Genomic DNA, 20,704 nt, shown 5'->3' with positions numbered 1-20,704 from the left:
GAACTACTTTTATTATTCGTAATTTTTAAAAATTTCATTTAATTAAGTGTAATATTTTATATTAAATTAAACTATGTTCTAAATAATAAGTTATAAGATAAAAAACGCTTATAAGAACAATTTTCTTAAAATAATAAAAAAACCTTATAAGTAAACGAAGAGAAAGTAGCAATGAGTCCTTGATAGAAATAGCTAAATTAACAGAAATTCGTCAGTATTCTTGTATATTCATCTAATTCATTCATAATTTTAGGAATAAAAAAGTGCTGAAAAAGCAAAAAACAGACAAAATTCTTCGTTTTTTGAGCAGTAGTGCTTAGTTTATAAGAGAATGCAAAATGATTCTATAGACTCAAGGATTTTATAGTAATATATAGAACTTCCATACTATTCTAGTTTTTAGCTCATTAGCTCAGTAAAAGATGCGTATGTTCTGGGGATGAAGGCATACATAGTTGCACGAATTATAGAGAGAAATGGAGAGGGAAAACGATGAAAAAAGTATCAATTCAGGCTGTATTGAGTACAGTAGCATTTTCGGTTGCTTTATCTTCTTTTGCAATGGGAGCATCTGCTAACGGAAATTCAAAGCCGGCGCTTGAACCGTCTTTAGTTAAAATTCAAGGAGACTATAACTTAAAGTCGGCTAAAAAAGTAAAAGTTATTGTGGAGTTAAATGAAGAGTCTGTAGCGGAAGCAAAGAAAAAAGGAGTAGCACAAAGTAAAGGAAAGATTAAAAAAGCGCGTGACGAAGTGAAAAAAGAGCTTTCAAAAGCTTCGAAAACTTCAAAAGTAAAGCGAGAATACGATCAAGTGTTTTCCGGGTTTTCAGCGGAACTTCCGGCTAATGACCTTGAAAAAGTAGCAAGTTTACCGGGAGTAAAAGCTATTTATCCAAGCGTTGAATATCATACAACGGAAGTGAAATCCAAAGAAGTGAGCGCAGAAGAATACGGTTCTGAAATGGATAAAAGCATTTACTATGTGGGAGCAGATCAAGCGTGGAAATCAGGGTATACAGGTAAAAATATGACCGTAGCCGTTATTGATACAGGCGTTGATTACGACCATCCGGATTTAAAATCAGCGTTTGAGAAATATAAAGGATGGGATTTTGTTGACGATGACAAAGACCCTCAAGAAACGCCAGCTGGAGATCCAAAAGGAGAAGCGACAACGCACGGTACGCACGTAGCGGGAACAATTGCAGCAGACGGGAAAATTAAAGGGGTAGCTCCTGATGCTCATTTACTTGCATATCGTGTACTAGGTCCAGGAGGAACGGGTACAACCGAAGACGTGATCGCCGGTATTGAACGTGCGGTAGAAGACGGAGCGGATGTAATGAACCTGTCGCTTGGAGATACGATTAATAATCCGGACTTGGCAACGAGTATTGCATTAGATTGGGCAATGGAAGAGGGAGTCGTAGCTGTTACATCAAATGGAAACAGCGGACCAGCCAACTGGACAGTAGGTTCTCCGGGAACGTCTCGTGAAGCTATTTCAGTCGGTGCGACTCAGCTTCCTTACAATTTGTATAAAACGACGTTAACTGTAGATAATGCAAGCTATGCGTCAGCTGAAGTAATGGGCTTTCCAAATGACAAGGCGTTACTGGATGCAAGCGGTAAAACGTATGACTTTGTACCTGTCGGACTCGGAAAGCCAGAAGACTTTGAAGGAAAAGATGTAAAAGGAAAAGTAGCGGTTATTTCTCGCGGTGACATTGCGTTTGTAGATAAAGTTGACAATGCGAAAAAAGCCGGTGCTGCTGCAACGGTTATTTACAACAACGTAGAAGGAACAATTCCTGATATTCCAGGTACATCTCTGCCGAGTATTCGCCTATCAAAAGCCGATGGACAAGCTTTGGTAGCTTCTTTAGCAAAAGGATCCGTCACGGGCTCTTTTAACGCAACATTTGATCAGACAGTCGACGAAATAATGGCTGACTTTTCATCTCGCGGACCGGTTGTGGATACATGGATGATTAAGCCGGACATTTCGGCACCAGGAGTAGATATTATCAGTACAGTGCCAACCAATGATCCAAGTAACCCTCATGGATATGGATCAAAACAAGGAACAAGTATGGCCGCACCGCACGTAGCAGGAGCAGCAGCGTTAATTTTACAGGCACATCCAAATTATAAAGTAGAAGACGTAAAAGCATCTTTAATGAACACAACGGAACTTCTTCGTGACCGCAATGGGCTCATTTATCCTCATAATACGCAAGGTGCAGGAAGCATGCGCGTAGTAGATGCAATTAAAGCGAAGACGCTTATTACCCCAGGAAGTCACTCGTACGGTGTCTTTTATAAAGATAAAGGGAAACAAGTAGAAAAACAAAGCTTTAAGATTAAAAATCTATCAAATCACAGTCAAAAATACTCGGTCAAAGTAAAATTTAAGAAAAGCCATCAAGCAATTGACGTTAAATCAACAAACGATTTAGTTGTTAATGCAGGAAAAACGCAAAAAGTAAATCTCAATGTAAAAGTAGATGCAGGAAAATTATCTCCTGGCTATTATGAAGGCACAATTACGGTAAGTAACAATAAAGAAACGTACGATGTTCCAACGATCTTATTTGTAAAAGAGCCGGACTATCCTCGCGTTACTTCTGCTTATGTAGATGTACTTGGAAATGGCTCATTTGAATACGGCAGTTATTTACCAGGAGGAGCAGAGAAGCTTAGCTATTACATTTACGATGCAGCCCTAGAAAAAGGGGAATTGTTAAGTTCGTATACGAATGTAGAAAAAGGATTCTCTAGCGCAACGTGGGACGGGAAAATTAACGGTGAAGCTCTTCCAGCTGGAACGTATTATTTATACGCAGAAGCAGTAAAAGCAGGTCAGACGACTGGTTCTTTAGGGGAATTTGAAATTAAATAAATAAAAAAGAGTGTCAGGGTAACTGACACTCTTTTTTTATTGAGCTGTATATCCTCCATCGATCACAGCAGCTTGGCCGGTTACGCCTTTTGCTAAATTACTTGCTAAAAACATTGCATAATCTGCAATTTCATCGACAGCAAGCAAGCGTTTTTGAGGAACAAGAGGATAAATGACTTCTTCTAGTACTTTTTCAAGCGCTACATTTCGCGTACGTGCCAAATCTTTTAATTGATTTTGAACAAGCGGCGTATCAACATAACCAGGGCAAATCGCATTTACCGTAATGCCGTGCTCCGCACCTTCAAGAGCAGCCACTTTCGTTAAGCCAATCACGCCGTGCTTAGCACTGTTGTATGCCGCTTTTCCTGAGAAACCAATCAATCCGTTAATGGAAGACATGTTCAAAATGCGGCCGAATTTTTGCTTTTTCATAATAGGAAACGCATGCTTAGTCGCAACAAAAGGTGCAACAAGCATAATTTTCGTTAAAAGTTCAAATTTTTCAGTAGGGAATTCTTCGAGCGGGGAAACAAACTGCATGCCGGCATTGTTAATTAATACATCAAGGCGGCCGTATGTTTCAACCGTTTGAGCAATCATTTGTTCAATGTCACTTTCATTTGTCACATCTGCTTTAATGCCTAATGCTTCGTAGCCTTTTGTCTTCAATTTGTCTGCTGCTTTCTTAACTCCATCTTCATTCAAGTCAGTTAAGACAACAGTGGCTCCGTCTTCAGCAAAGCGTTCACCAATTTGATAACCAATACCTTGAGCTGCACCTGTAATTAACACAATTTTGTTTTCAACCATCGTTTTTTCCCCCTTATATGTAGAAAAAATAAAATCGCTTACTTTTCCATTTTATCAAAAATTATCTTGATTTAGCGAGTTTTTTAACTGTACTTCACGCGAAAAGAATGGGTGTGGGAAGGAGTGTTTACTATCTTTACTTCCACATTGCTAACAGAAGCGAACGGAGAGGGACCCTTTTTTATTTCTTCAATAAATTTTTGGATGTTACTTTCTTCCCCTTCAGCATCAATTTCCACTTTTTGATCGTCTCGATTTCGTACCCATCCGTTAATGGAGCATTCCATTGCTTTTAGCTGCGTGTAGTGACGGAACCCAACCCCTTGAACGCGTCCGTCTACAATCATATGCACATGTTTTTTCACTGTTCTCACCTCACAGGCAATTTTCCCTTTTTTATAAAAAAGAAAACAACTACAATCTTACTTTTCACTGTATAATAGAAAAAGACATTGTAAGACTTTAACAATTATAATGTAGATTAAATAAGAAAGAAGGGTTACGAATGCAAGCAGCAGCACGAACGCAGCAAGCGCAGCCGGCAACGATTTACCGTATTTTATTTGCGATTAGTTTAGGACATTTCCTAAATGATTGTATGCAGTCCGTTATACCGGCACTTTTTCCTGTCCTTGAAAAATCGATGAATTTAAACTACACGCAAATCGGCTGGATTGCTTTTGCTTTAAACATGACGTCATCGATTATGCAGCCGGTGTTCGGCGTATTTGCCGATAAGCGTCCCTCGCCATTTTTATTGCCAATTGCAATGTGTTTAAGCATGATTGGTATGGTTGGGCTCGCTTTAGCGCCAAATTTTTATTTTGTGATTATATCTGTTTTATTTGTAGGATTCGGATCCGCTATTTTTCATCCGGAAGGTTCTCGCGTAGCGTATATGGCAGCAGGAGGAAAACGGGGGCTGGCGCAATCTATTTATCAAGTTGGCGGAAATACCGGACAGTCGATGGCTCCGCTGTTTACGGCATTTATCTTTATCGGACTTGGTCAGTTTGGAACGATTTGGTTTACATTAATTGCAGGGATAGGCGTAGTGGTTTTATACAGCGTGTCTAAATGGTATAAATCAGAATTAGCTACTCGCCAACGCTTGAAGAAAAAGCAGTCAGATACTTCATTTACGATGAACAAGCAAATTATTTTTGCGGTTGGACTTTTAATTTTTCTTGTTTTTGCACGTTCATGGTACGGAGCAGGCATCCTTAATTTCTTTCAGTTTTATATCATTGAAAAATTTAATTTGCCTATCAAAAGCGCTCAACTTTACGTTTTTTTATTTATGATTGCAGGGGTATTTGGAACATTCTTTGGAGGGCCGCTTGCCGATCGTTTCGGAAAACGAAATATTTTATTGTTTTCTATGTTAGGGTCAGTACCATTTACTTTATTACTTCCTCACGTTTCTCTCGGAGTTGCAGCACCTCTTTTAGTACTAATCGGCTTTATTCTTCAGTCAAGTTTCAGCGTCACGGTCGTCTATGCTCAGGAGCTGATGCCGGGGAAAATTGGCTTGGTTTCCGGCTTGATTGTAGGGCTTGCTTTTGGAATGGGAGCTTTAGGAGCTGTTGTGTTCGGTAAATTAGCCGATGTCTTCAGCCTTCAGTTTATCATGCTGTTTTGCAGCTATCTTCCAATCCTAGGATTCTTAACGTGGCTGTTACCGAGCGATAAGCGTGTGAAAGAAATGCACGAAGCAAAATAAGGAAAAGAAAAAGCAAGCGCAGGGTAGCGTTTGCTTTTTTCTATGGGCGTGAAGCAAATTTCAAGACGAATTCATATTTTTCTCCTACAATAGATACAATAGAAATTGAAAATCGAAAGGAAGAATCAGCTATGATTAAGCTAAGCGTATTGGATCAGTCTCCTGTTTCAAGCGGATCAACACCAAAGGAAGCGTTAGAACGCACGGTGGAGCTGGCTAAATTAACCGAAGAGTTAGGCTACCATCGCTTTTGGGTAGCGGAACATCATAATACGAACGGTCTTGCAGGCTCATCTCCGACACTTTTAATGACTCACTTGGCATCTCACACGAGCCGAATCCGAATTGGATCTGGAGGAGTCCTTCTTCCTCAATACAGTCCGTATAAAGTAGCAGAAGATGCTCAGCTGCTTGAAAATCTGTTTCCGAATCGAATTGATTTAGGTCTGGGACGCTCGCCGGGAGGAGATGCGCTGACGCGGCTAGCACTCACAGATGGAGTCCGTAAAAGCCTTAATGAATTTCCGCGTCAAATTAAGGCGTTAAAAGGACATCTTGAGCATAATTTGCCGTCTGACCATCCGTATTACGGGGTGACAGCTTATCCGTTAAGTGAAACAAAACCAGAACTGTGGCATCTTGGTATCAATAAAAGAGGAGCAAGATCAGCTGCTGAGCTGGGCATCTCTTTTACGTTTGGACACTTTATTTATTCAGTTGGTGGACAAGAAGCCATTCGTCATTATAAACAAGAATTTATCCCTTCTTCCTATCAATCAAAGCCTAACACCAATGTATGCGTATTTGTTGTATGTGCTGAAACAACAGAAGAAGCGGAGGCGCATGCCAAAACGTTGGATGATTGGCTGTTGAAAGTAGCCAAAGGCGGAGATACGACGATTTCATCGATAGAAGAAGTGCACAAACGTTCTTATTCAGAAGAAGAGCTTAAAAAAATAAGCACTAATCGTCCGCGTATGATTATAGGAAATCCTGCTGAAGTAAAAAAAGGACTAACTCAGCTGCAGCAAAAATACGATAACGACGAATTTTTAATTATTACAAATATCCATGATTATGAAGCGAAAAAGAAGTCTTACGAACTGCTTGCAGAGCTATTTCCTCAATCCTCATTTTTTTAAGAAAAAGATGGGGTTTTTTTACGGAATTAAATGTTAGAATATTTAAAAAGGAGGAGTGACATGCACGTAGATCAAAAAAGTGTAAACAGCCAAACTCATAGAATTACCTATACACATATTAAAACAGGAGGGCCTCGCATTTGCTTTATGTTTTCAGGGCTAGGCTATACGTACGAAAAACCGCTGTTGTATTATGTAACGATGCTGATGATAAAACACGGAATTGACGTGGTTCATATTCACTATACATACCCAAAAGAGCTGATGACAAAGTCTACAGATGAGATTGCAGGTGTTATGATGCAAGATATTGATCTCGTGCTGCAAGACGTTTTATCTCACGACGACTATAAAAATATCATATTTGCAGGAAAATCGATTGGCACAATTCCGCTGATTCAGCGAATGATGAAAGATGATGCTTACAAAGATGCAGTGATGCTTTTACTGACGCCGCTTTTAACCAGATCGGAACTGTTTGAAAGTTTACTAGAAAGCACTCATAAAGGTCTTATTGCAATAGGAACTCGTGATCACTATTATACTGAAGCAGTCCATCAACTAAAAACAAACAAAATGAATATCGCAGTCATCGAAAATGCCGATCATTCATTGGATGTTTTGTATTCTCCAGCAGAATCGTTAAGGGCGCTGGAAACCGTTTTGAACGGCATAGAACAGCTTTTGTGAGATATGAAATAAGGAAAGGAGAACGAAATGGATACGCTACGTGAAATTATTTGCGAAAAAAGAGCCTACAGCTATTCACCTCATACCCATGATCATAACTACAGCCAGCTTCTGTTTCCGCTAGCAGGTGCTCTTGATATTCAAGCAAGCGAACAGCACTTAACGCTGAAAGAAGGATGCTTTTACATTCCGCCTCGTCAGCTGCATACGTATCAAGCTAAAAATACAAATGAATGTTTGGTCGTTGATATTCCGTTGAAGCTTACAGAAAGTGCGCATCTTTCTCAACAAGCAGCTTTTATTCAATGGGATTCAACGTGGAAAGCCATTCGCTACCTTTTACTTGATGAGCTTCAAAAAAGCACTGACAGGGGGGCGCTTGAAGATTTGGTCCGTTACGTTCAGCATTATTTGCCAAAGACACAAACGTTTAAATCCATTGATTACCTTCATGCTAACTTTAATCAAGAGTTAAACATAGAAAGTCTTGCCAAGCTGGAAAATTATCATCCCGCCTATTTTTCCGCTTGGTTTAAACAAAAAACGGGTTATTCGCCTCAAAGTTATGTAGCGCATATACGTTTAAATAAAGCAAAAGAACTGTTAAAAGAGACGAGCTACTCGGTAACGTATATTGCGCATGAAGTTGGCTATCACAGCTTGTCTTCATTTACAAAATGGTTTGCAAAACAAGAAGGAATCTCACCGACGCAATATCGAAGTATCTTAAAAACAGACAAGTAACATCATAAAAGCGGAAAAACTTTTTTCTTTCTTTTAGCTATGATAAAAGAAAGGAGATGGAACGATGAATACTTCATTATCAAAAATACTTATTTTATGTGCTGCTGTACTATGGGGAACTACAGGAACTGCCCAAGCTTTAGCATCTGCTGAAGCGCATTCTGTGGCGATTGGAGCCGTGCGTTTAGCTGTAGGGGGACTGTCGCTTCTTGCAGCTTGTCTTATACAAAGAAAGAATATGGACTTAAGACGTCTTCCTATCCTGCCTCTTGCGGTTGCCGCAGCAAGTATGACCGCTTATCAGCCGCTGTTTTTTTCAGCCGTTATCAAAACCGGCGTTGCAGTAGGAACAATGGTGGCAATTGGCAGTGCGCCGCTTTTGTCAGGAGTGCTAGATTACATAGTTTACCGTAAGAAACCTACAAAAAAATGGTTGCTTGCCACGTTTACGGGTATTATAGGGTGCTGCTGCTTGTTGTTAAAAAAAGATAGTCAAATCGACGTGATAGGTTTGGGTATGGCCATAGGAGCAGGGGCATCTTTTGCTTGCTACACGACTGTTAATAAAAGCATTGTTGGGCATGTTGATCCGCAAGTGGGCGCTGCTCTTGTGTTCACAGCCGCCGCCGTTTTACTGATACCATGCTGGTTTATGTACGATATGAGCTGGCTAGTCTCTTTAGATGGCATAGGGATTGCTCTTCACTTAGGAATACTTACGACCGCTCTTGCTTATGTATTATTTTCTACAGCACTCAAGTCGGTGCATGCGTCTACCGCCGTCACGTTATCCCTAGCAGAGCCTGTTACAGCCTTTTTACTTGGCGTTTTTTTGCTGGGAGAATCCCTGACTTTGGTAAACATATGCGGTGCAACATTAGTATTTGCTAGCTTAGCGATTTTAACGTATTCTCCGAAGTCATCGCTAAATCAAGAGGTGCGTATATAAAAAAATCCCCCTTTCTCTATAGAAAGGGGATTTCTTATTAAGCGTACATGCCTGCTACTTGTTTTTGCAGGTTGCTGTCTTCTAAATACTCATCGTACGTCATTTGCTTGTCAATTACTCCATTTGGCGTAATTTCAATTACACGATTTGCAATCGTTTCAACGAACTGATGGTCATGAGATGTGAAAATCATTGAACCTTTGTAGCTGATAAGTCCATTGTTTAGTGCTGTGATTGATTCTAAGTCAAGGTGATTCGTAGGATCGTCTAGTAAAAGAACGTTTGAACCGCTTAGCATCATTTTAGAAAGCATACAGCGAACTTTTTCTCCTCCGGAAAGAACGTTTGCTTTTTTCAACACTTCTTCACCAGAGAATAGCATTCTACCTAAGAAACCGCGTAAGAAGCTTTCGCTTTGATCATTAGGTGAATACTGGCGCAGCCAGTCTACTAAGTTTAAATCTCCGTTTTCGAAGTACTCGGAGTTATCTTTAGGGAAGAAGGCTTGAGACGTTGTGACACCCCATTTGTACGTACCGCTGTCTGCTTCCATTTCACCCATTAAAATCTTCATTAATGTTGAATTTGCAAGTTCGTTGCGGCCTACAAGAGCAATTTTGTCATCTTTATTCATAATAAAGCTTACGTTATCAAGAACTTTTACGCCGTCAATTGTTTTTGTTAGACCTTCAACGCGAAGTACGTCATTTCCAATCTCACGTTCCGGCGTGAAGTTCACGTATGGGTAACGACGAGAAGAAGGACGGATGTCATCTAATGAAATTTTATCAAGCAATTTTTTACGAGACGTTGCTTGTTTTGATTTCGATGCATTTGCGCTAAAGCGAGCGATAAAGGCTTGAAGCTCTTTAATTTTTTCTTCTTTTTTCTTGTTCGCATCTGACGCCATTTTTTGTGCCAATTGGCTTGATTCATACCAGAAATCATAGTTACCAACGTAGACTTGGATTTTACTGAAGTCAAGGTCAGCAATGTGCGTACATACTTTGTTTAAGAAGTGACGGTCATGAGATACAACAATGACTGTGTTTTCAAAATTAATTAAGAACTCTTCTAACCATTGAATTGCTTGAATATCCAAGTTATTCGTAGGCTCATCTAAAAGTAATACATCAGGTTTTCCGAATAAAGCCTGTGCAAGAAGCACTTTTACTTTTTCACTACCCGTTAGTTCAGCCATTTTTTTGGCGTGAAGATCTTCAGAAATACCTAATCCTTTTAAAAGAATAGCTGCTTCTGATTCTGCTTCCCAACCGTTTAATTCCGCAAATTCACCTTCAAGCTCAGCTGCTTTCATTCCGTCTTCATCTGTGAAGTCTGCTTTCATATAAATAGCATCTTTTTCTTGCATTACTTCATAAAGGCGAGCGTGCCCCATAATAACGGTTTTCATAACTTCTTGATCTTCATATTCGAAGTGGTTCTGTTTTAAGACAGCAAGGCGTTCGCCAGGGCCCATATGTACATCACCAGTTTGAGATTCAATTTCACCAGATAAAATTTTTAAAAACGTTGATTTTCCAGCACCGTTTGCGCCGATTAATCCATAGCAGTTACCAGGCGTGAATTTAATATTCACATCTTCAAATAACTTTCGGTCGCCAAATCGTAAACTTACATTACTAACTGTAATCATGTATGAGCAGTCCTCCAAATTCAATATCTATAAAATTATACCATTCTTTTTATATAAGAGCGATATGAATACAATATTTCAAACATAAAGTGTAACCGACACTTTAAGCACTCGTCAACCATTTAAGGGGTTTTTTGAGCGGTAAAACTTGATTATTCTAGCATTCACCAAAACATTGAGCGGCAAACCAGCATGTCTAAGCCTTCAGTAGTAAGCTATTTTTCATTTTTACGATGGATGTTGTATTCCTTTGTATAAGAAACAAAAAGAAGAATAATACTACCTGGTAAATAAAAGAATTTCTACGAAGTAAACACTGATATTTTACGGATGCTTATTTCTAGAATTGTTTTGTTAGAGACATAAATAGGGTGATTAACATGTGGGAATTAATTGTTTCCTATCTTCCAGAAGGGCCAGTTTTTATACAAGCAGTTCTGGTTTTTTTCATCCCGTATATAATCTACAAATTATTAAGCGGGATTCGTAATTCAGAGGAAGAGTGATGAAAGTGAAAAAATGGAAATCGACAATAAAAAAAATAGGGAACCATGCGAATGAAAAGGAAAATAAACAGGAATTTACACCTCAAAATTCACCTGATCATGTTACGGAGCATGTAGCTTTAACTCTAAAAGCAGTTAAAAATGAAATTGGTCATAACTCCGACGTTCATTTTCGAGAGTTTATTATAGGACGCACCGGCATTCAGGCAGCTATTATTTTTGTAGAAGGGCTCTCAGATAAAGATCTTATTGAAAAACATATTTTGTCATCATTGATGGCTGATTTTTCAAAAGAATACCAACAGGATCAGCTTTACGTAAAGGGAAGCCTTTCAAAACAGTTTATTAAAAGCCAAGTATTATCAATCGGTGATGTAGAAGAGGTTCATTTCATTAAAGAAGTAACATCAAAAGTCTTAACAGGATCTACGGCGCTTTTAATTGACGGGTTATCATCTGCCTTAATTCTTGGTACAAGCAAAGTGAAAACAAGGACGATTGAAGAGCCCGTATCAGAAGCATTAGTGAGAGGGCCAAGAGTAGGCTTCACCGAATCTTTAAGTGATAATACTTCTTTATTAAGAGGAAGCGGAGACATTGAAAATTTGTCGCTGGTGAAATTTCAAGTAGGAAAGCGTTCCAAAAAAGACTTAGTTGTTGCTTACATAAAGGAGATTGTTGATCCAGAACTAGTTGAAGAAGTAGAAAAACGAATTAAAAAAATTGATCTTGATAATGTACCGGAGTCAGGATATGTGGAACAACTCATTGAAGATAATTACCTTAGCCTATTTCCTCAGGTGCAGAATACGGAGCGTCCGGATCGTGTAATTGCTGCTTTGATGGAAGGGAGAGTAGCCATTTTATTAGACGGGACGCCTTTTGCTTTGATTGCCCCCGTTACGTTTAGCATGATGCTACAGTCGCCGGAAGATTATTATGAAAGGTGGATTCCCGGTACATTCATTCGTTTTCTTCGTTACATCGCAGTAGTTCTTTCCCTTTTTACACCGGCTTTGTATATTGCTTTTATTTCGTTTCACCCAGGGATGATTCCGACTAAATTGGCTATTTCAATTATAGGAACGAAGTCTGGAGTGCCATTTCCAGCGCTTATAGAAGCCTTATTCATGGAAATAGCTATCGAAATCTTGAGAGAAGCTGGACTCAGGTTACCAAAACCAATTGGTCCAGCAATGGGAATTGTCGGTGGATTAATTATTGGAGAAGCTGCTGTGCAGGCAGGGATTGTTAGCCCTATTTTAGTGATTATTGTAGCGTTAACTGCCATTTCATCGTTTGCTATTCCGCAATATAGCGTCGGGATTTCATTGCGTATTCTTCGCTTCATAGCTATGCTATGTGCTGCCATACTTGGATTATACGGCGTCGTTTTATTTTTCCTTTTTATGACCAGTCATTTGGTGAAACTAAAAAGTTTTGGCGTATCTTACATGAGTCCAGCGGTACCCTATCGTTTAAGTGAATGGAAAGACTTGATGGTCCGTATGCCTCTTATGATGATGAAAAGACGTCCAAAGATGATGCACACCAAAGATTCTCTACGAAAAGGATAGGAGCTTATGAAAAAAGGAAGTGAATCAGTGGTAATGATAAATTCAAACGATCGTATTACGACGCCACAAACAGCTATTATTGTCATCAATTTTATACTTGGAACTGGTATTCTGACGTTGCCGCGAACAGCTGCGGAACAAGTGAAAACACCAGATGTGTGGTTAACTGTTATTCTAGGAGGAATAGTCACCATAATAGCAGCGATAATCATGGTGAAGTTAAGCCGGAAATTCCCTGGAAAGACGTTTTATCAATACAGTAAAGAAATTACAGGGAAATGGTTGAGTAAGTTAATTAGCTTGCTCATGATAGGTTATTTTTTACTGCTTGGTGGTTTTCACGCCCGTTCATTGGCAGAAGTAACCGGATATCTCTTGCTGGAAGAAACGCCGACGTGGGCTATTATTATGCCATTTATGTGGATAAGCCTCTATTTAATTAGAGGGGGCATTAATCCAATCGCTCGACTGTTTGAAATTATATTCCCTATTACCGTTATTCTTTTTTTACTGGTAGCTTTTATGAGTATGAAAATATTTGAAATAGATAATCTGCGTCCAGTACTTGGATCAGGAGTCCTTCCTGTACTAAAAGGAGTAAAAACAACTGCTCTTGCATTCACGGGTCCTGAAATTATGTTAATCATTTTAGCTTTTATGAAAGAACCTCACAAAGCAGGAAAAGCTGTGCTAGTTGGAATTACTATTCCTATATTTATTTATGTGATTACGGTTGTAATGGTTATCGGAGCGTTATCGATTGATGGAGTAGTAATAAGAACGTGGCCAACGCTTGATTTAATAAGAAGTTTTGAGCTGACAGGCTTGATTTTTGAACGATTTGATTCCTTGCTGCTAGTTGTATGGATCATGCAGATGTTTGCTTCTTTTACTATTAACCATTACGCCGCTTCATTAGGACTGTCTCAGCTTTTCCAAAAAAACATTCATCCATTTATGTATGGTTTGCTTCCGGTTATATATCTTATTTCCATGATTCCTAAAAATATTAATGATGTATTTAAATTGGGAGATGTGATTGGCAATATCGCCTTAGTTTTATTTGGCTTTTTGCCGCTGCTTCTTCTCATTATTTCAAAAGTAAAGGGAGTAAAGTATGAAACAAACCTTTAATCATTTCCAGTTCCTATTGGTTTTGTTTTCTGTTTTTTTGCTCTTTCCTCTGGCAGGCTGCTGGAGCAGTCATGAAATTGAAGAGCAAAGTTTTGGAGTGGGTGTGGCCTATGATAAAGGTAAGGAGTCTATAGCTGAAAAAGAATTTGATGAACAAGGAGAAGGGTATACTAAAAAGAACCTGATTACGTCAACTTATCAACTGATCACTCCTCAAGTCGCAAGTTCAACGACTAAACAAGGAGGATCGCAGCAAAAATCTTACGTAAATATCTCGGAAACAGGAGATTCTCCTTTTCAAATGCTTCGTGAATTATCTTTAAGAAGTGATACTCCTTTAACTAGTCCCCATATGAAAGTAATGGTTATAAGTGAGGCTCTTGCACGAGCGTATAGTTTAGAGCAATTAGTGGACCAAACTCTTCGGGACAATGATTTTAGACCTAGTTGCCTTGTGTTTATTAGTAAAGGAAGAGCTAGCGACACGTTAGAATCAAAAACAGCAGGAGAGATCCCGGCTTTTCACCTGTATGGAATGATAGACAATACGTATCGAACGACGCGAATTTTACCGCCCATGCCGCTTATTAAATTAGCAAGCAAGATTCAAACTGGGTCTAGTTTTCTGCTGCAAAATGTATTGTCAGCAAATGGAGAAATCAAATTTGCGGGTGCTGGTATAATTAAAGGGAAAACAAGCAAAATGATTGGTTTTTTGAATGAAGAAGAACTAGATGGTTTGGCTTGGATCACAGGCAAAGGGAAAGGCGGGCTAGTGAAAAGCTTTGATAAAAAGACTGGTCAGCTGATTGTATACGAAATAGAGTCTATGAAAAGTCATATTCAACCCCATGTTAAAGGAAATAATATCTCTTTTGATGTACACATTGAATCAGTGGGAAGGCTATCTGAAAGTTGGATGACTTCAGGGAGCTCTTTTAATAATCAATTTTTACAGAATGCGCAAAAAACTTCAGAAAAAAAAGTAAAGTACCTGGTAAGAAACGTACTAGAAAAAATGCAAACAAAATATAAAGTTGATGTTGCAGGCTTCGGAAATCAATTGAGAATTAAGCAGCCTAGAACATGGATGAGGGTCAAAGAAAATTGGGATCAAACATTTAGTGAAGTGCCAATTAACTATGATGTGAAGTTAAAGATTAAAGATTATGGAGCATCCGGGTCAAAAAAGTAAGCACCCGACTGTAACTTTGCTTATCGTTATGTCAAAAATGAAACTCCCACAAGAATAATAATCTCAGAACTTCCCACGAAATACTCATCGCATGCTTCGTACGGAGCCTTCAATAAACAACAAATAAGAGCTGCCGGTTTTCGACAGCTCTTATTTGTTGTTATTCAAAAATATAAGCTAGTGCTTGAAGAGCCTGTTCTGGCGTTTCGACTACAACTTGCGCTTTGTTTGACAGTTCTTTAAGCGGGTGGTGCAGTTTTTCAGGACGAACCAAAATTAGCGGTTTATCTAATGCGATGGCTGTCGCCGCATCCATTGCGCTGTTCCACTGCTTGTATTTTTCACCAAATAAAGCAATGACCACATCAGATTTTTTAAGGAGCACCTGCGTGCGTAAATTATTAATTTGGGAAGCAGCTTCATCTTTTAAGACAGCATTAGGCTGTTTTCCTAAAATTTCTTCTCCAATATTATCGGAGCGGTCATGGTCTGTCATGGGACCGACAAAGGTAAGGGGAAGGTTTAATTGTTCCGCTTGGTTTTTAATTTCGTCTCGCCAGTTATCGTGAATTTGCCCGGCAAGGTATATGGTTAAGTTCATTATGTAGAAGTCCTCCTCTAACTAAGATTTGTTTTATTTTATCAAATGTAAGCGGATAATACGAATGATTTGAATGGGCTACTTTTCCAAAAATAAGGTTATAGTAGACAAATAGTTAAAAAAGAGAAACAATAGAAGGCGTATTGCTAATTAAAGAAAGGATGTACATGATGACAGAAACAGTGCTACAAGTAGATCATGTCAGTAAAGTAATTGGGAAGAAAACCATTTTGCATGATGTATCCTTATCGGTTGAGCGCGGTGAGATTTTCGGATTGCTTGGTCCAAACGGATCTGGAAAAACAACGCTAATTCGTACCGTAGTAGGACTCATTAAAGAAACAAAAGGGACAATTACCGTCAATGGGTTTCCATTAAAGGAACAGTTTACATCAGCTATGAAATCAATTGGAGCGATTATTGAAAACCCTGAGTTTTATGATTATCTAACGGGCTATCAAAATTTAAAACACTTTGCTAATATGCATGAAGGAATCACAGCAGAACGCTTGGATGAAGTGATTGCGCTAGTAAAGCTTGAAAACAGCATCCATGCAAAAGTGAAGACGTATTCTCTTGGGATGAGACAGCGTTTAGGAGTAGCTCAAGCTATTTTACATAAGCCTGCATTGCTTTTACTAGACGAACCAACAAATGGTCTAGACCCAGCGGGAATGAGAGAGTTTCGTACATATTTACAAACACTTTGCAGGGAAGAAGGCATTTCAATCTTAATCGCGAGCCACTTATTAAAAGAAGTAGAAGCATTATGTGACCGCGTTGGCATCATTCAAGACGGTGAGTTAAAAGCCGTTCAAGATCTATCTCCAAATCGTCAAGATCAAGGAATGTACGTAGAATTTGAAGTGTCTGACGCGCAAAAAGCAGCGGAACTTTTATCAAAAGAATTTGAAGTAACGATGAGATCGCATATTATCGACGTAGCGATTGTGAAAGAGCAAATTCCAGCTGTGAATGAAAAATTAGTGGACAGCGATATTTTAGTCTACCGAATTACCCCTGTGTATGAGACGCTTGAAGATTCGTTTATGTCCGTTACGGAAGGAGAGCACCATGCTTAAGTTAATTCAAAATGAACACATGAAATGGTTTCACAAAAGAAGTACAAAAATCACGTTTATCACAATAGGCATTTTAACTCTTTGTATGGCTCTTTTAATGAAGAAAGTGTCAAACAGTGCAGGAACAGAAGAAAACGTTTTGAACTTCCTGTCATTTAGTTCAGGTATGCTCATTCTTGTTCAATTTTTCGCTCTTGCTGTCGGAGGGTCAATGGTTGCAAAAGAGTTTGAAGCAGGTACCATTAAGCTTCTGTTAATTCGTCCGGCTAGACGTTCAACGATTTTAGCATCCAAATACATAACGCTCATTTTAATTAGCTTATATTACTTACTGAGCTATTTGCTTTTTTCATTTGTATGGGGAGCATTGTTCTTTGGATTTGCCAGTCTAGAAGGAGATGCGCAGCTGCTTAAAAACATTACGCTTACGTATGACAGTGCGTATATGGAAACGTTTATGATGATGACGTTCGCATTTATGCTGTCGTCTTTATTCAGAAACAGCGCGCTTGCTTCAAGTCTAGCTATTGTTGTAAGTATCGGGGCGAAAGCAGTAACTGGAATAGTATCACAGTTTGGTTTATGGTGGGGGAAATTTTTACTGTTCGCCAACACGAACTTTGTGCAGTATATGGACGGCATGAAGACGATGTTTCAGGGCATGACGATTTCATTTTCAATCTTCATCTTAGTTGCACACTTTGTCTTTTTTATGGGCGTAGCTTGGGCAGCGTTTTTAAAACGTGACGTAGCTAATTGATGTGAGAATTTTCTCACTATATATTTTTCTGAAATAGCATTTGACAATTATATAAAAAGAGATTACAGTAGTGAAAGACTATTTTTAAAACAACTATAAACTTCTTATCAAGAGAGACGGAGGGACTGGCCCTGAGATGTCTCGGCAACTGGCTGTACGCAGTGCGGTGCCAAATCCAGCAGACGATGTTTCGTTTGGAAGATGAGAAGGGTAATCTTATGATACAAATAAGAGACCTCTTCTTATCAATAAGAAGAGGTCTTTTTTTATTACGTAAACAAGAGGTGTTAAGAATGGAACAACAAAAAGGAAACGGCTGGGCGCTGTTACCGCTGGGCGTCTTTTTAGTCCTGTTTGTCGGATCAGGAATTATAACGGGAGATTTTTATAAGCTCCCTGTATTAGTGGCCATTATCATTGCAGCCATTGTGGCGCTGGCTATGAATCGTAAAGATTCACTTAATGTAAAAGTTGAACGTTTTGCTAAAGGAGCAGGGCATCCTGATATTATTATTATGGTACTTATTTTTATTTTAGCAGGTGCTTTTTCTCAAGTTGCTAAAGGCATGGGAGCTGTTGATTCAACGGTAAACTTAGCGCTTTCTGTACTTCCGCAAAGCTTAGTAGTAGTCGGAATCTTTGTTATTGGCGCATTCATTTCAATTTCGATGGGAACGTCAATGGGAACCATCGCTGCATTGGGGCCTATCGCTGTAGGAATCAGTGAGCAGGCTCATGTATCCATTACATTAGCAATTGCCGCTGTTATTGGTGGTGCAATGTTTGGAGATAATTTATCTATAATCTCTGATACAACCATTGCAGCAGTTCGTACGCAAAAAACAAATATGTCAGATAAATTAAAAGTAAACTTTTTTATTGTCCTTCCTGCAGCGATCGTTACGGTGATTCTATTGTTTGTCATGACGCTTGGCAACACGTCTTCAGTAGAAATCAAAGATTTCAGCTGGTTTAAAATCTTGCCATATATCGGCGTACTAGTGGCTGCTATATTTGGTGCAAACGTCTTAAGCATTTTAACTGGAGGAATTGTATTAGCCGGCGTAATTGGATTAGCTGATGGAAGCTACACGCTTTCTTCTCTTGCTAAAACTGTGACAGAAGGTATTGGTGGAATGTCGGAGTTAATTATTTTATCTCTTTTAATTGGTGGAATGGTTGAACTCATTCGCTATAACGGCGGTATTCAGTTCTTATTGAATTTATTAACACGACGTATTCAAACAAAAAAAGGTGGAGAATTCAGTATCGCTGGATTAGTAAGTTTAACCAATTTGGCCACGGCTAATAACACGATTTCAATTATTACGGCAGGTCCGTTAGCAAAAGAAATCTCTGATAAGTATTCAATTGATAATCGAAAATCAGCCAGTCTGCTTGACTTGTTTTCATGCAGCGTTCAAGGTCTTATCCCTTACGGTGCACAAATGCTTCTAGCAGCAGGATTTGCTAAAGTTTCACCAGTTGAGATTATTCCATTTACATTTTATCCAATGTTAACAGCTGTTTGCGGCATCATTGCAATTGTAATTGGATTTCCTCGTTTAAATAAAAAATCAAAATCATCTAAAGAGGCTGCGTAATATCAAACCCTTAAAAAGAATGTTCTTTTTAAGGGTTTTTTACTGTTTGAAAAAATCAACTGGCTTTTCTTTATCTAACTCCTTCCAAAGCGTCTCATTTTGTTTAAGTGCATAAGCCGCTCCTCCAATTTCAATTCCGCATAATAAAATGAATAATAAAATACCCATGAAATGACCTCCTTACGTAAATGAATAAAAACACGATGGTAACGGGTTTAGCTTATTGCTGTTTCACTTTATAATGAGAATAAAGTATGAAACGCGTTTCAGCGCAAGAGAAAAAGGTGAAAACATGACAAATATCCGAGATATCGCCAAAAAAGCTGGTGTATCTGTTTCGACTGTATCCCGGGTGCTAAATCATCATCCGTATGTAAAAGAAGAAAAACGCCGGCTGGTAGAGCAGGTTATTCACGAACTTAATTATGAACAAAACATTAATGCCGTTCACTTATCAAAAGGGAAAACAAATATGATTGCCGTCGTTTTGCCTTTTATTAATCATCCTTATTTCAGTCTGCTTTTAGAAGGAGTGGCATCTCAAGCGTTAGAAAAGCAGTATCAGCTTGTTATTTGTCAGACCAACTATGATGTGAAAAAAGAAGAAGAAGCGCTTCATATGCTAAAAACAAAGCAGGTTGATGGAGTCATTATTTGTTCTAGAGCCAGCAGCTGGAGCACCATTGAATATTATCAGCAGTACGGGCCCATAGCCGTGTGCGAAAATGTACAGAATCGTTCTATTCGCTCCGTATACGTTGATCATTATGCAGCTTTTAAGCAGGCGCTCCTGTATTTAAAAGAAAAAGGATATACGGATATTGGCTACTGTATTGGAAGAATGACGGGTACAAATAGTCAACAGAGGCAACAGGCATACAAAGAATATATAAAAGGAATAAATCAGCCTTATCATTCAGAATGGGTTTTTCAAGGCTGTTTGAATGTGACAGATGGTGAAAAAGTGGTGAAAAAATTGGTGCAGATGAAAGATAGGCCTCAGGCGCTTTTAGTAACAAACGATCAAGTCGCTATCGGAATAAAAGCTCAGTGCGAACAAGCCGGTATATTAGTTCCAGGGGATTTAGCTATCATTGGTTTTGATAATCATCCGCTTTCTTCATATTTACAAATCACAACGATCGAACTTCCTCTTAAAGAGATGGGAGAAACGCTTTTTACATTAGTCGGAAACAAGGCGACTCAAAAAATTGAGCTCCCTTTTCGGTTTATTGAGCGTAAAAGCGTATGAATTCTTGATGATGCCATGAGGTGTGTTTACCGGATAAAATGAGCAAAAGCGGACATCATACGAGTAAAGAAAGAAGAAAAGGATGATGATCGTGGAGAAAAAAGAATATCAAGTGGGAGATCAAGTATTTGTTATTTACCGAAATCCTCATACGGCGAACGTTGCCAATATTAATCAAGCTGAAATTGTTGAACATCCTGAAAACAAAGGTGAAAAAGCGCTGTTTCTGCATGAGTCTTATCATTTGTTAGCTGAAGATGATGCCGTGTATTCAACGTATGAAGAAGCAGAGAAAATGTATAACAAGATATTTGATTATGAACAATATAATTGACGCAAGGCTCTCCTTAAACAGAGAGTCTTTTTTGTTT

The 20,704-nt window shown here is 38.8% G+C and carries 19 protein-coding genes and 1 riboswitch; of the genes, 14 read left to right on the top strand and 5 right to left on the bottom strand.

What is annotated here, in order from left to right:
* The first annotated feature begins 492 nt into the window (after positions 1-492).
* Complete coding sequence (locus tag N178_RS03220; RefSeq protein WP_045290416.1) at positions 493-2,904, top strand: S8 family serine peptidase; 2,412 nt, start codon at positions 493-495, stop codon at positions 2,902-2,904.
* A gap of 36 nt (positions 2,905-2,940) precedes the next feature.
* Here the strand turns inward: N178_RS03220 and N178_RS03215 are convergent, their stop codons facing one another.
* Together N178_RS03215 and N178_RS03210 are read right to left on the bottom strand one after the other, a co-directional pair.
* Positions 2,941-3,717, bottom strand: coding sequence for a 3-hydroxybutyrate dehydrogenase (locus tag N178_RS03215; RefSeq protein WP_045290414.1), 777 nt, complete (start codon positions 3,715-3,717; stop codon positions 2,941-2,943).
* An 83-nt stretch (positions 3,718-3,800) separates the two neighbouring features.
* Positions 3,801-4,082, bottom strand: coding sequence for an acylphosphatase (locus tag N178_RS03210; protein WP_028408645.1), 282 nt, complete (start codon positions 4,080-4,082; stop codon positions 3,801-3,803).
* Positions 4,083-4,222: 140 nt separating this feature from the next.
* Between N178_RS03210 and N178_RS03205 the strand changes: the two genes are divergently transcribed.
* The 5 genes from N178_RS03205 (at position 4,223) to N178_RS03185 (ending at position 8,965) form a co-directional block, all read left to right on the top strand.
* Complete coding sequence (locus tag N178_RS03205; RefSeq protein WP_045290413.1) at positions 4,223-5,440, top strand: MFS transporter; 1,218 nt, start codon at positions 4,223-4,225, stop codon at positions 5,438-5,440.
* Between the two features lie 131 nt (positions 5,441-5,571).
* On the top strand, positions 5,572-6,582 hold the full coding sequence (locus N178_RS03200; RefSeq protein WP_045290412.1) for an LLM class flavin-dependent oxidoreductase: 1,011 nt from the start codon (positions 5,572-5,574) through the stop codon (positions 6,580-6,582).
* 60 nt (positions 6,583-6,642) lie between these two features.
* Positions 6,643-7,272 (top strand): alpha/beta family hydrolase, encoded by a 630-nt coding sequence (locus tag N178_RS03195; protein ID WP_045290409.1) that lies wholly within the window; start codon positions 6,643-6,645, stop codon positions 7,270-7,272.
* 27 nt (positions 7,273-7,299) lie between these two features.
* Positions 7,300-8,016: a helix-turn-helix transcriptional regulator gene (locus N178_RS03190; protein WP_045290407.1), complete on the top strand. Its 717-nt coding sequence runs from the start codon at positions 7,300-7,302 to the stop codon at positions 8,014-8,016.
* A gap of 64 nt (positions 8,017-8,080) precedes the next feature.
* On the top strand, positions 8,081-8,965 hold the full coding sequence (locus tag N178_RS03185) for a DMT family transporter (protein ID WP_045290405.1): 885 nt from the start codon (positions 8,081-8,083) through the stop codon (positions 8,963-8,965).
* A gap of 37 nt (positions 8,966-9,002) precedes the next feature.
* On the opposite strand, the gene N178_RS03180 is transcribed toward N178_RS03185, so the two are convergent.
* The gene (locus N178_RS03180) at positions 9,003-10,622 is read right to left on the bottom strand and encodes an ABC-F family ATP-binding cassette domain-containing protein (RefSeq protein WP_028413463.1); all 1,620 of its coding nucleotides are present in this window, start codon (positions 10,620-10,622) and stop codon (positions 9,003-9,005) included.
* A gap of 505 nt (positions 10,623-11,127) precedes the next feature.
* Between N178_RS03180 and N178_RS03175 the strand changes: the two genes are divergently transcribed.
* From N178_RS03175 to N178_RS03165, 3 genes are read left to right on the top strand one after another with little or no spacing between them, the layout of a single operon-like run.
* Positions 11,128-12,705, top strand: a complete 1,578-nt coding sequence (locus N178_RS03175) for a spore germination protein (protein ID WP_045290403.1) — start codon at positions 11,128-11,130, stop codon at positions 12,703-12,705.
* 6 nt (positions 12,706-12,711) lie between these two features.
* Positions 12,712-13,839, top strand: a complete 1,128-nt coding sequence (locus N178_RS03170) for a spore germination protein (protein ID WP_045290401.1) — start codon at positions 12,712-12,714, stop codon at positions 13,837-13,839.
* The gene (locus tag N178_RS03165; RefSeq protein WP_045290399.1) at positions 13,823-15,034 is read left to right on the top strand and encodes a Ger(x)C family spore germination protein; all 1,212 of its coding nucleotides are present in this window, start codon (positions 13,823-13,825) and stop codon (positions 15,032-15,034) included. Before N178_RS03170 ends, N178_RS03165 begins: the two co-directional genes overlap by 17 nt.
* A 160-nt stretch (positions 15,035-15,194) precedes the next feature.
* On the opposite strand, the gene N178_RS03160 is transcribed toward N178_RS03165, so the two are convergent.
* Positions 15,195-15,635, bottom strand: coding sequence for a YtoQ family protein (locus N178_RS03160; protein WP_045290397.1), 441 nt, complete (start codon positions 15,633-15,635; stop codon positions 15,195-15,197).
* A gap of 170 nt (positions 15,636-15,805) precedes the next feature.
* Here N178_RS03160 and N178_RS03155 point away from each other — a divergent pair, with 170 nt between their 5' ends.
* The 3 genes from N178_RS03155 (at position 15,806) to N178_RS03145 (ending at position 19,081) form a co-directional block, all read left to right on the top strand.
* Positions 15,806-16,717 carry an ABC transporter ATP-binding protein gene (locus tag N178_RS03155; RefSeq protein WP_045290395.1) on the top strand — a complete coding sequence of 304 codons (912 nt, stop codon included), beginning with the start codon at positions 15,806-15,808 and terminating at the stop codon, positions 16,715-16,717.
* Entirely contained in the window at positions 16,710-17,477 is a 768-nt protein-coding gene (locus N178_RS03150) for an ABC transporter permease (protein WP_045290393.1), read from the top strand. Before N178_RS03155 ends, N178_RS03150 begins: the two co-directional genes overlap by 8 nt.
* A 101-nt stretch (positions 17,478-17,578) precedes the next feature.
* Positions 17,579-17,685: riboswitch (SAM riboswitch) on the top strand.
* An 85-nt stretch (positions 17,686-17,770) separates the two neighbouring features.
* Complete coding sequence (locus N178_RS03145) at positions 17,771-19,081, top strand: Na+/H+ antiporter NhaC family protein (RefSeq protein WP_045290391.1); 1,311 nt, start codon at positions 17,771-17,773, stop codon at positions 19,079-19,081.
* 39 nt (positions 19,082-19,120) lie between these two features.
* Here N178_RS03145 and N178_RS27750 read toward each other — a convergent pair whose 3' ends face one another.
* The gene (locus N178_RS27750) at positions 19,121-19,249 is read right to left on the bottom strand and encodes a hypothetical protein (protein ID WP_272946311.1); all 129 of its coding nucleotides are present in this window, start codon (positions 19,247-19,249) and stop codon (positions 19,121-19,123) included.
* Between the two features lie 124 nt (positions 19,250-19,373).
* Here N178_RS27750 and N178_RS03140 point away from each other — a divergent pair, with 124 nt between their 5' ends.
* Entirely contained in the window at positions 19,374-20,333 is a 960-nt protein-coding gene (locus tag N178_RS03140) for a LacI family DNA-binding transcriptional regulator (RefSeq protein WP_045290389.1), read from the top strand.
* Between the two features lie 85 nt (positions 20,334-20,418).
* Positions 20,419-20,667 carry a transcriptional regulator SplA domain-containing protein gene (locus N178_RS03135; RefSeq protein WP_045290387.1) on the top strand — a complete coding sequence of 83 codons (249 nt, stop codon included), beginning with the start codon at positions 20,419-20,421 and terminating at the stop codon, positions 20,665-20,667.
* The last annotated feature ends 37 nt before the right edge of the window (positions 20,668-20,704 follow it).

This window comes from Priestia aryabhattai B8W22, from assembly GCF_000956595.1.
Classification (GTDB): domain Bacteria; phylum Bacillota; class Bacilli; order Bacillales; family Bacillaceae_H; genus Priestia; species Priestia aryabhattai.
The sequence above is the reverse complement of the archived record's forward strand: the minus strand, read 5'-3'. Positions and strand labels throughout refer to the sequence as shown.

Bases quoted from the DNA above. Each gene is read 5' to 3' on its own strand.
- N178_RS03165 (WP_045290399.1), top strand. From the start codon at position 13,823: ATGAAACAAACCTTTAATCATTTCCAGTTCCTATTGGTTTTGTTTTCT.
- N178_RS03205 (WP_045290413.1), top strand. From the start codon at position 4,223: ATGCAAGCAGCAGCACGAACGCAGCAAGCGCAGCCGGCAACGATTTAC.
- N178_RS03140 (WP_045290389.1), top strand. From the start codon at position 19,374: ATGACAAATATCCGAGATATCGCCAAAAAAGCTGGTGTATCTGTTTCG.
- N178_RS03155 (WP_045290395.1), top strand. From the start codon at position 15,806: ATGACAGAAACAGTGCTACAAGTAGATCATGTCAGTAAAGTAATTGGG.
- N178_RS03215 (WP_045290414.1), bottom strand. From the start codon at position 3,717: ATGGTTGAAAACAAAATTGTGTTAATTACAGGTGCAGCTCAAGGTATT.
- N178_RS03190 (WP_045290407.1), top strand. From the start codon at position 7,300: ATGGATACGCTACGTGAAATTATTTGCGAAAAAAGAGCCTACAGCTAT.
- N178_RS03170 (WP_045290401.1), top strand. From the start codon at position 12,712: ATGAAAAAAGGAAGTGAATCAGTGGTAATGATAAATTCAAACGATCGT.
- N178_RS27750 (WP_272946311.1), bottom strand. From the start codon at position 19,249: ATGGGTATTTTATTATTCATTTTATTATGCGGAATTGAAATTGGAGGA.
- N178_RS03150 (WP_045290393.1), top strand. From the start codon at position 16,710: ATGCTTAAGTTAATTCAAAATGAACACATGAAATGGTTTCACAAAAGA.
- N178_RS03220 (WP_045290416.1), top strand. From the start codon at position 493: ATGAAAAAAGTATCAATTCAGGCTGTATTGAGTACAGTAGCATTTTCG.
- N178_RS03195 (WP_045290409.1), top strand. From the start codon at position 6,643: ATGCACGTAGATCAAAAAAGTGTAAACAGCCAAACTCATAGAATTACC.
- N178_RS03185 (WP_045290405.1), top strand. From the start codon at position 8,081: ATGAATACTTCATTATCAAAAATACTTATTTTATGTGCTGCTGTACTA.
- N178_RS03160 (WP_045290397.1), bottom strand. From the start codon at position 15,635: ATGAACTTAACCATATACCTTGCCGGGCAAATTCACGATAACTGGCGA.
- N178_RS03200 (WP_045290412.1), top strand. From the start codon at position 5,572: ATGATTAAGCTAAGCGTATTGGATCAGTCTCCTGTTTCAAGCGGATCA.
- N178_RS03175 (WP_045290403.1), top strand. From the start codon at position 11,128: ATGAAAGTGAAAAAATGGAAATCGACAATAAAAAAAATAGGGAACCAT.
- N178_RS03180 (WP_028413463.1), bottom strand. From the start codon at position 10,622: ATGATTACAGTTAGTAATGTAAGTTTACGATTTGGCGACCGAAAGTTA.
- N178_RS03135 (WP_045290387.1), top strand. From the start codon at position 20,419: ATGATCGTGGAGAAAAAAGAATATCAAGTGGGAGATCAAGTATTTGTT.
- N178_RS03145 (WP_045290391.1), top strand. From the start codon at position 17,771: ATGGAACAACAAAAAGGAAACGGCTGGGCGCTGTTACCGCTGGGCGTC.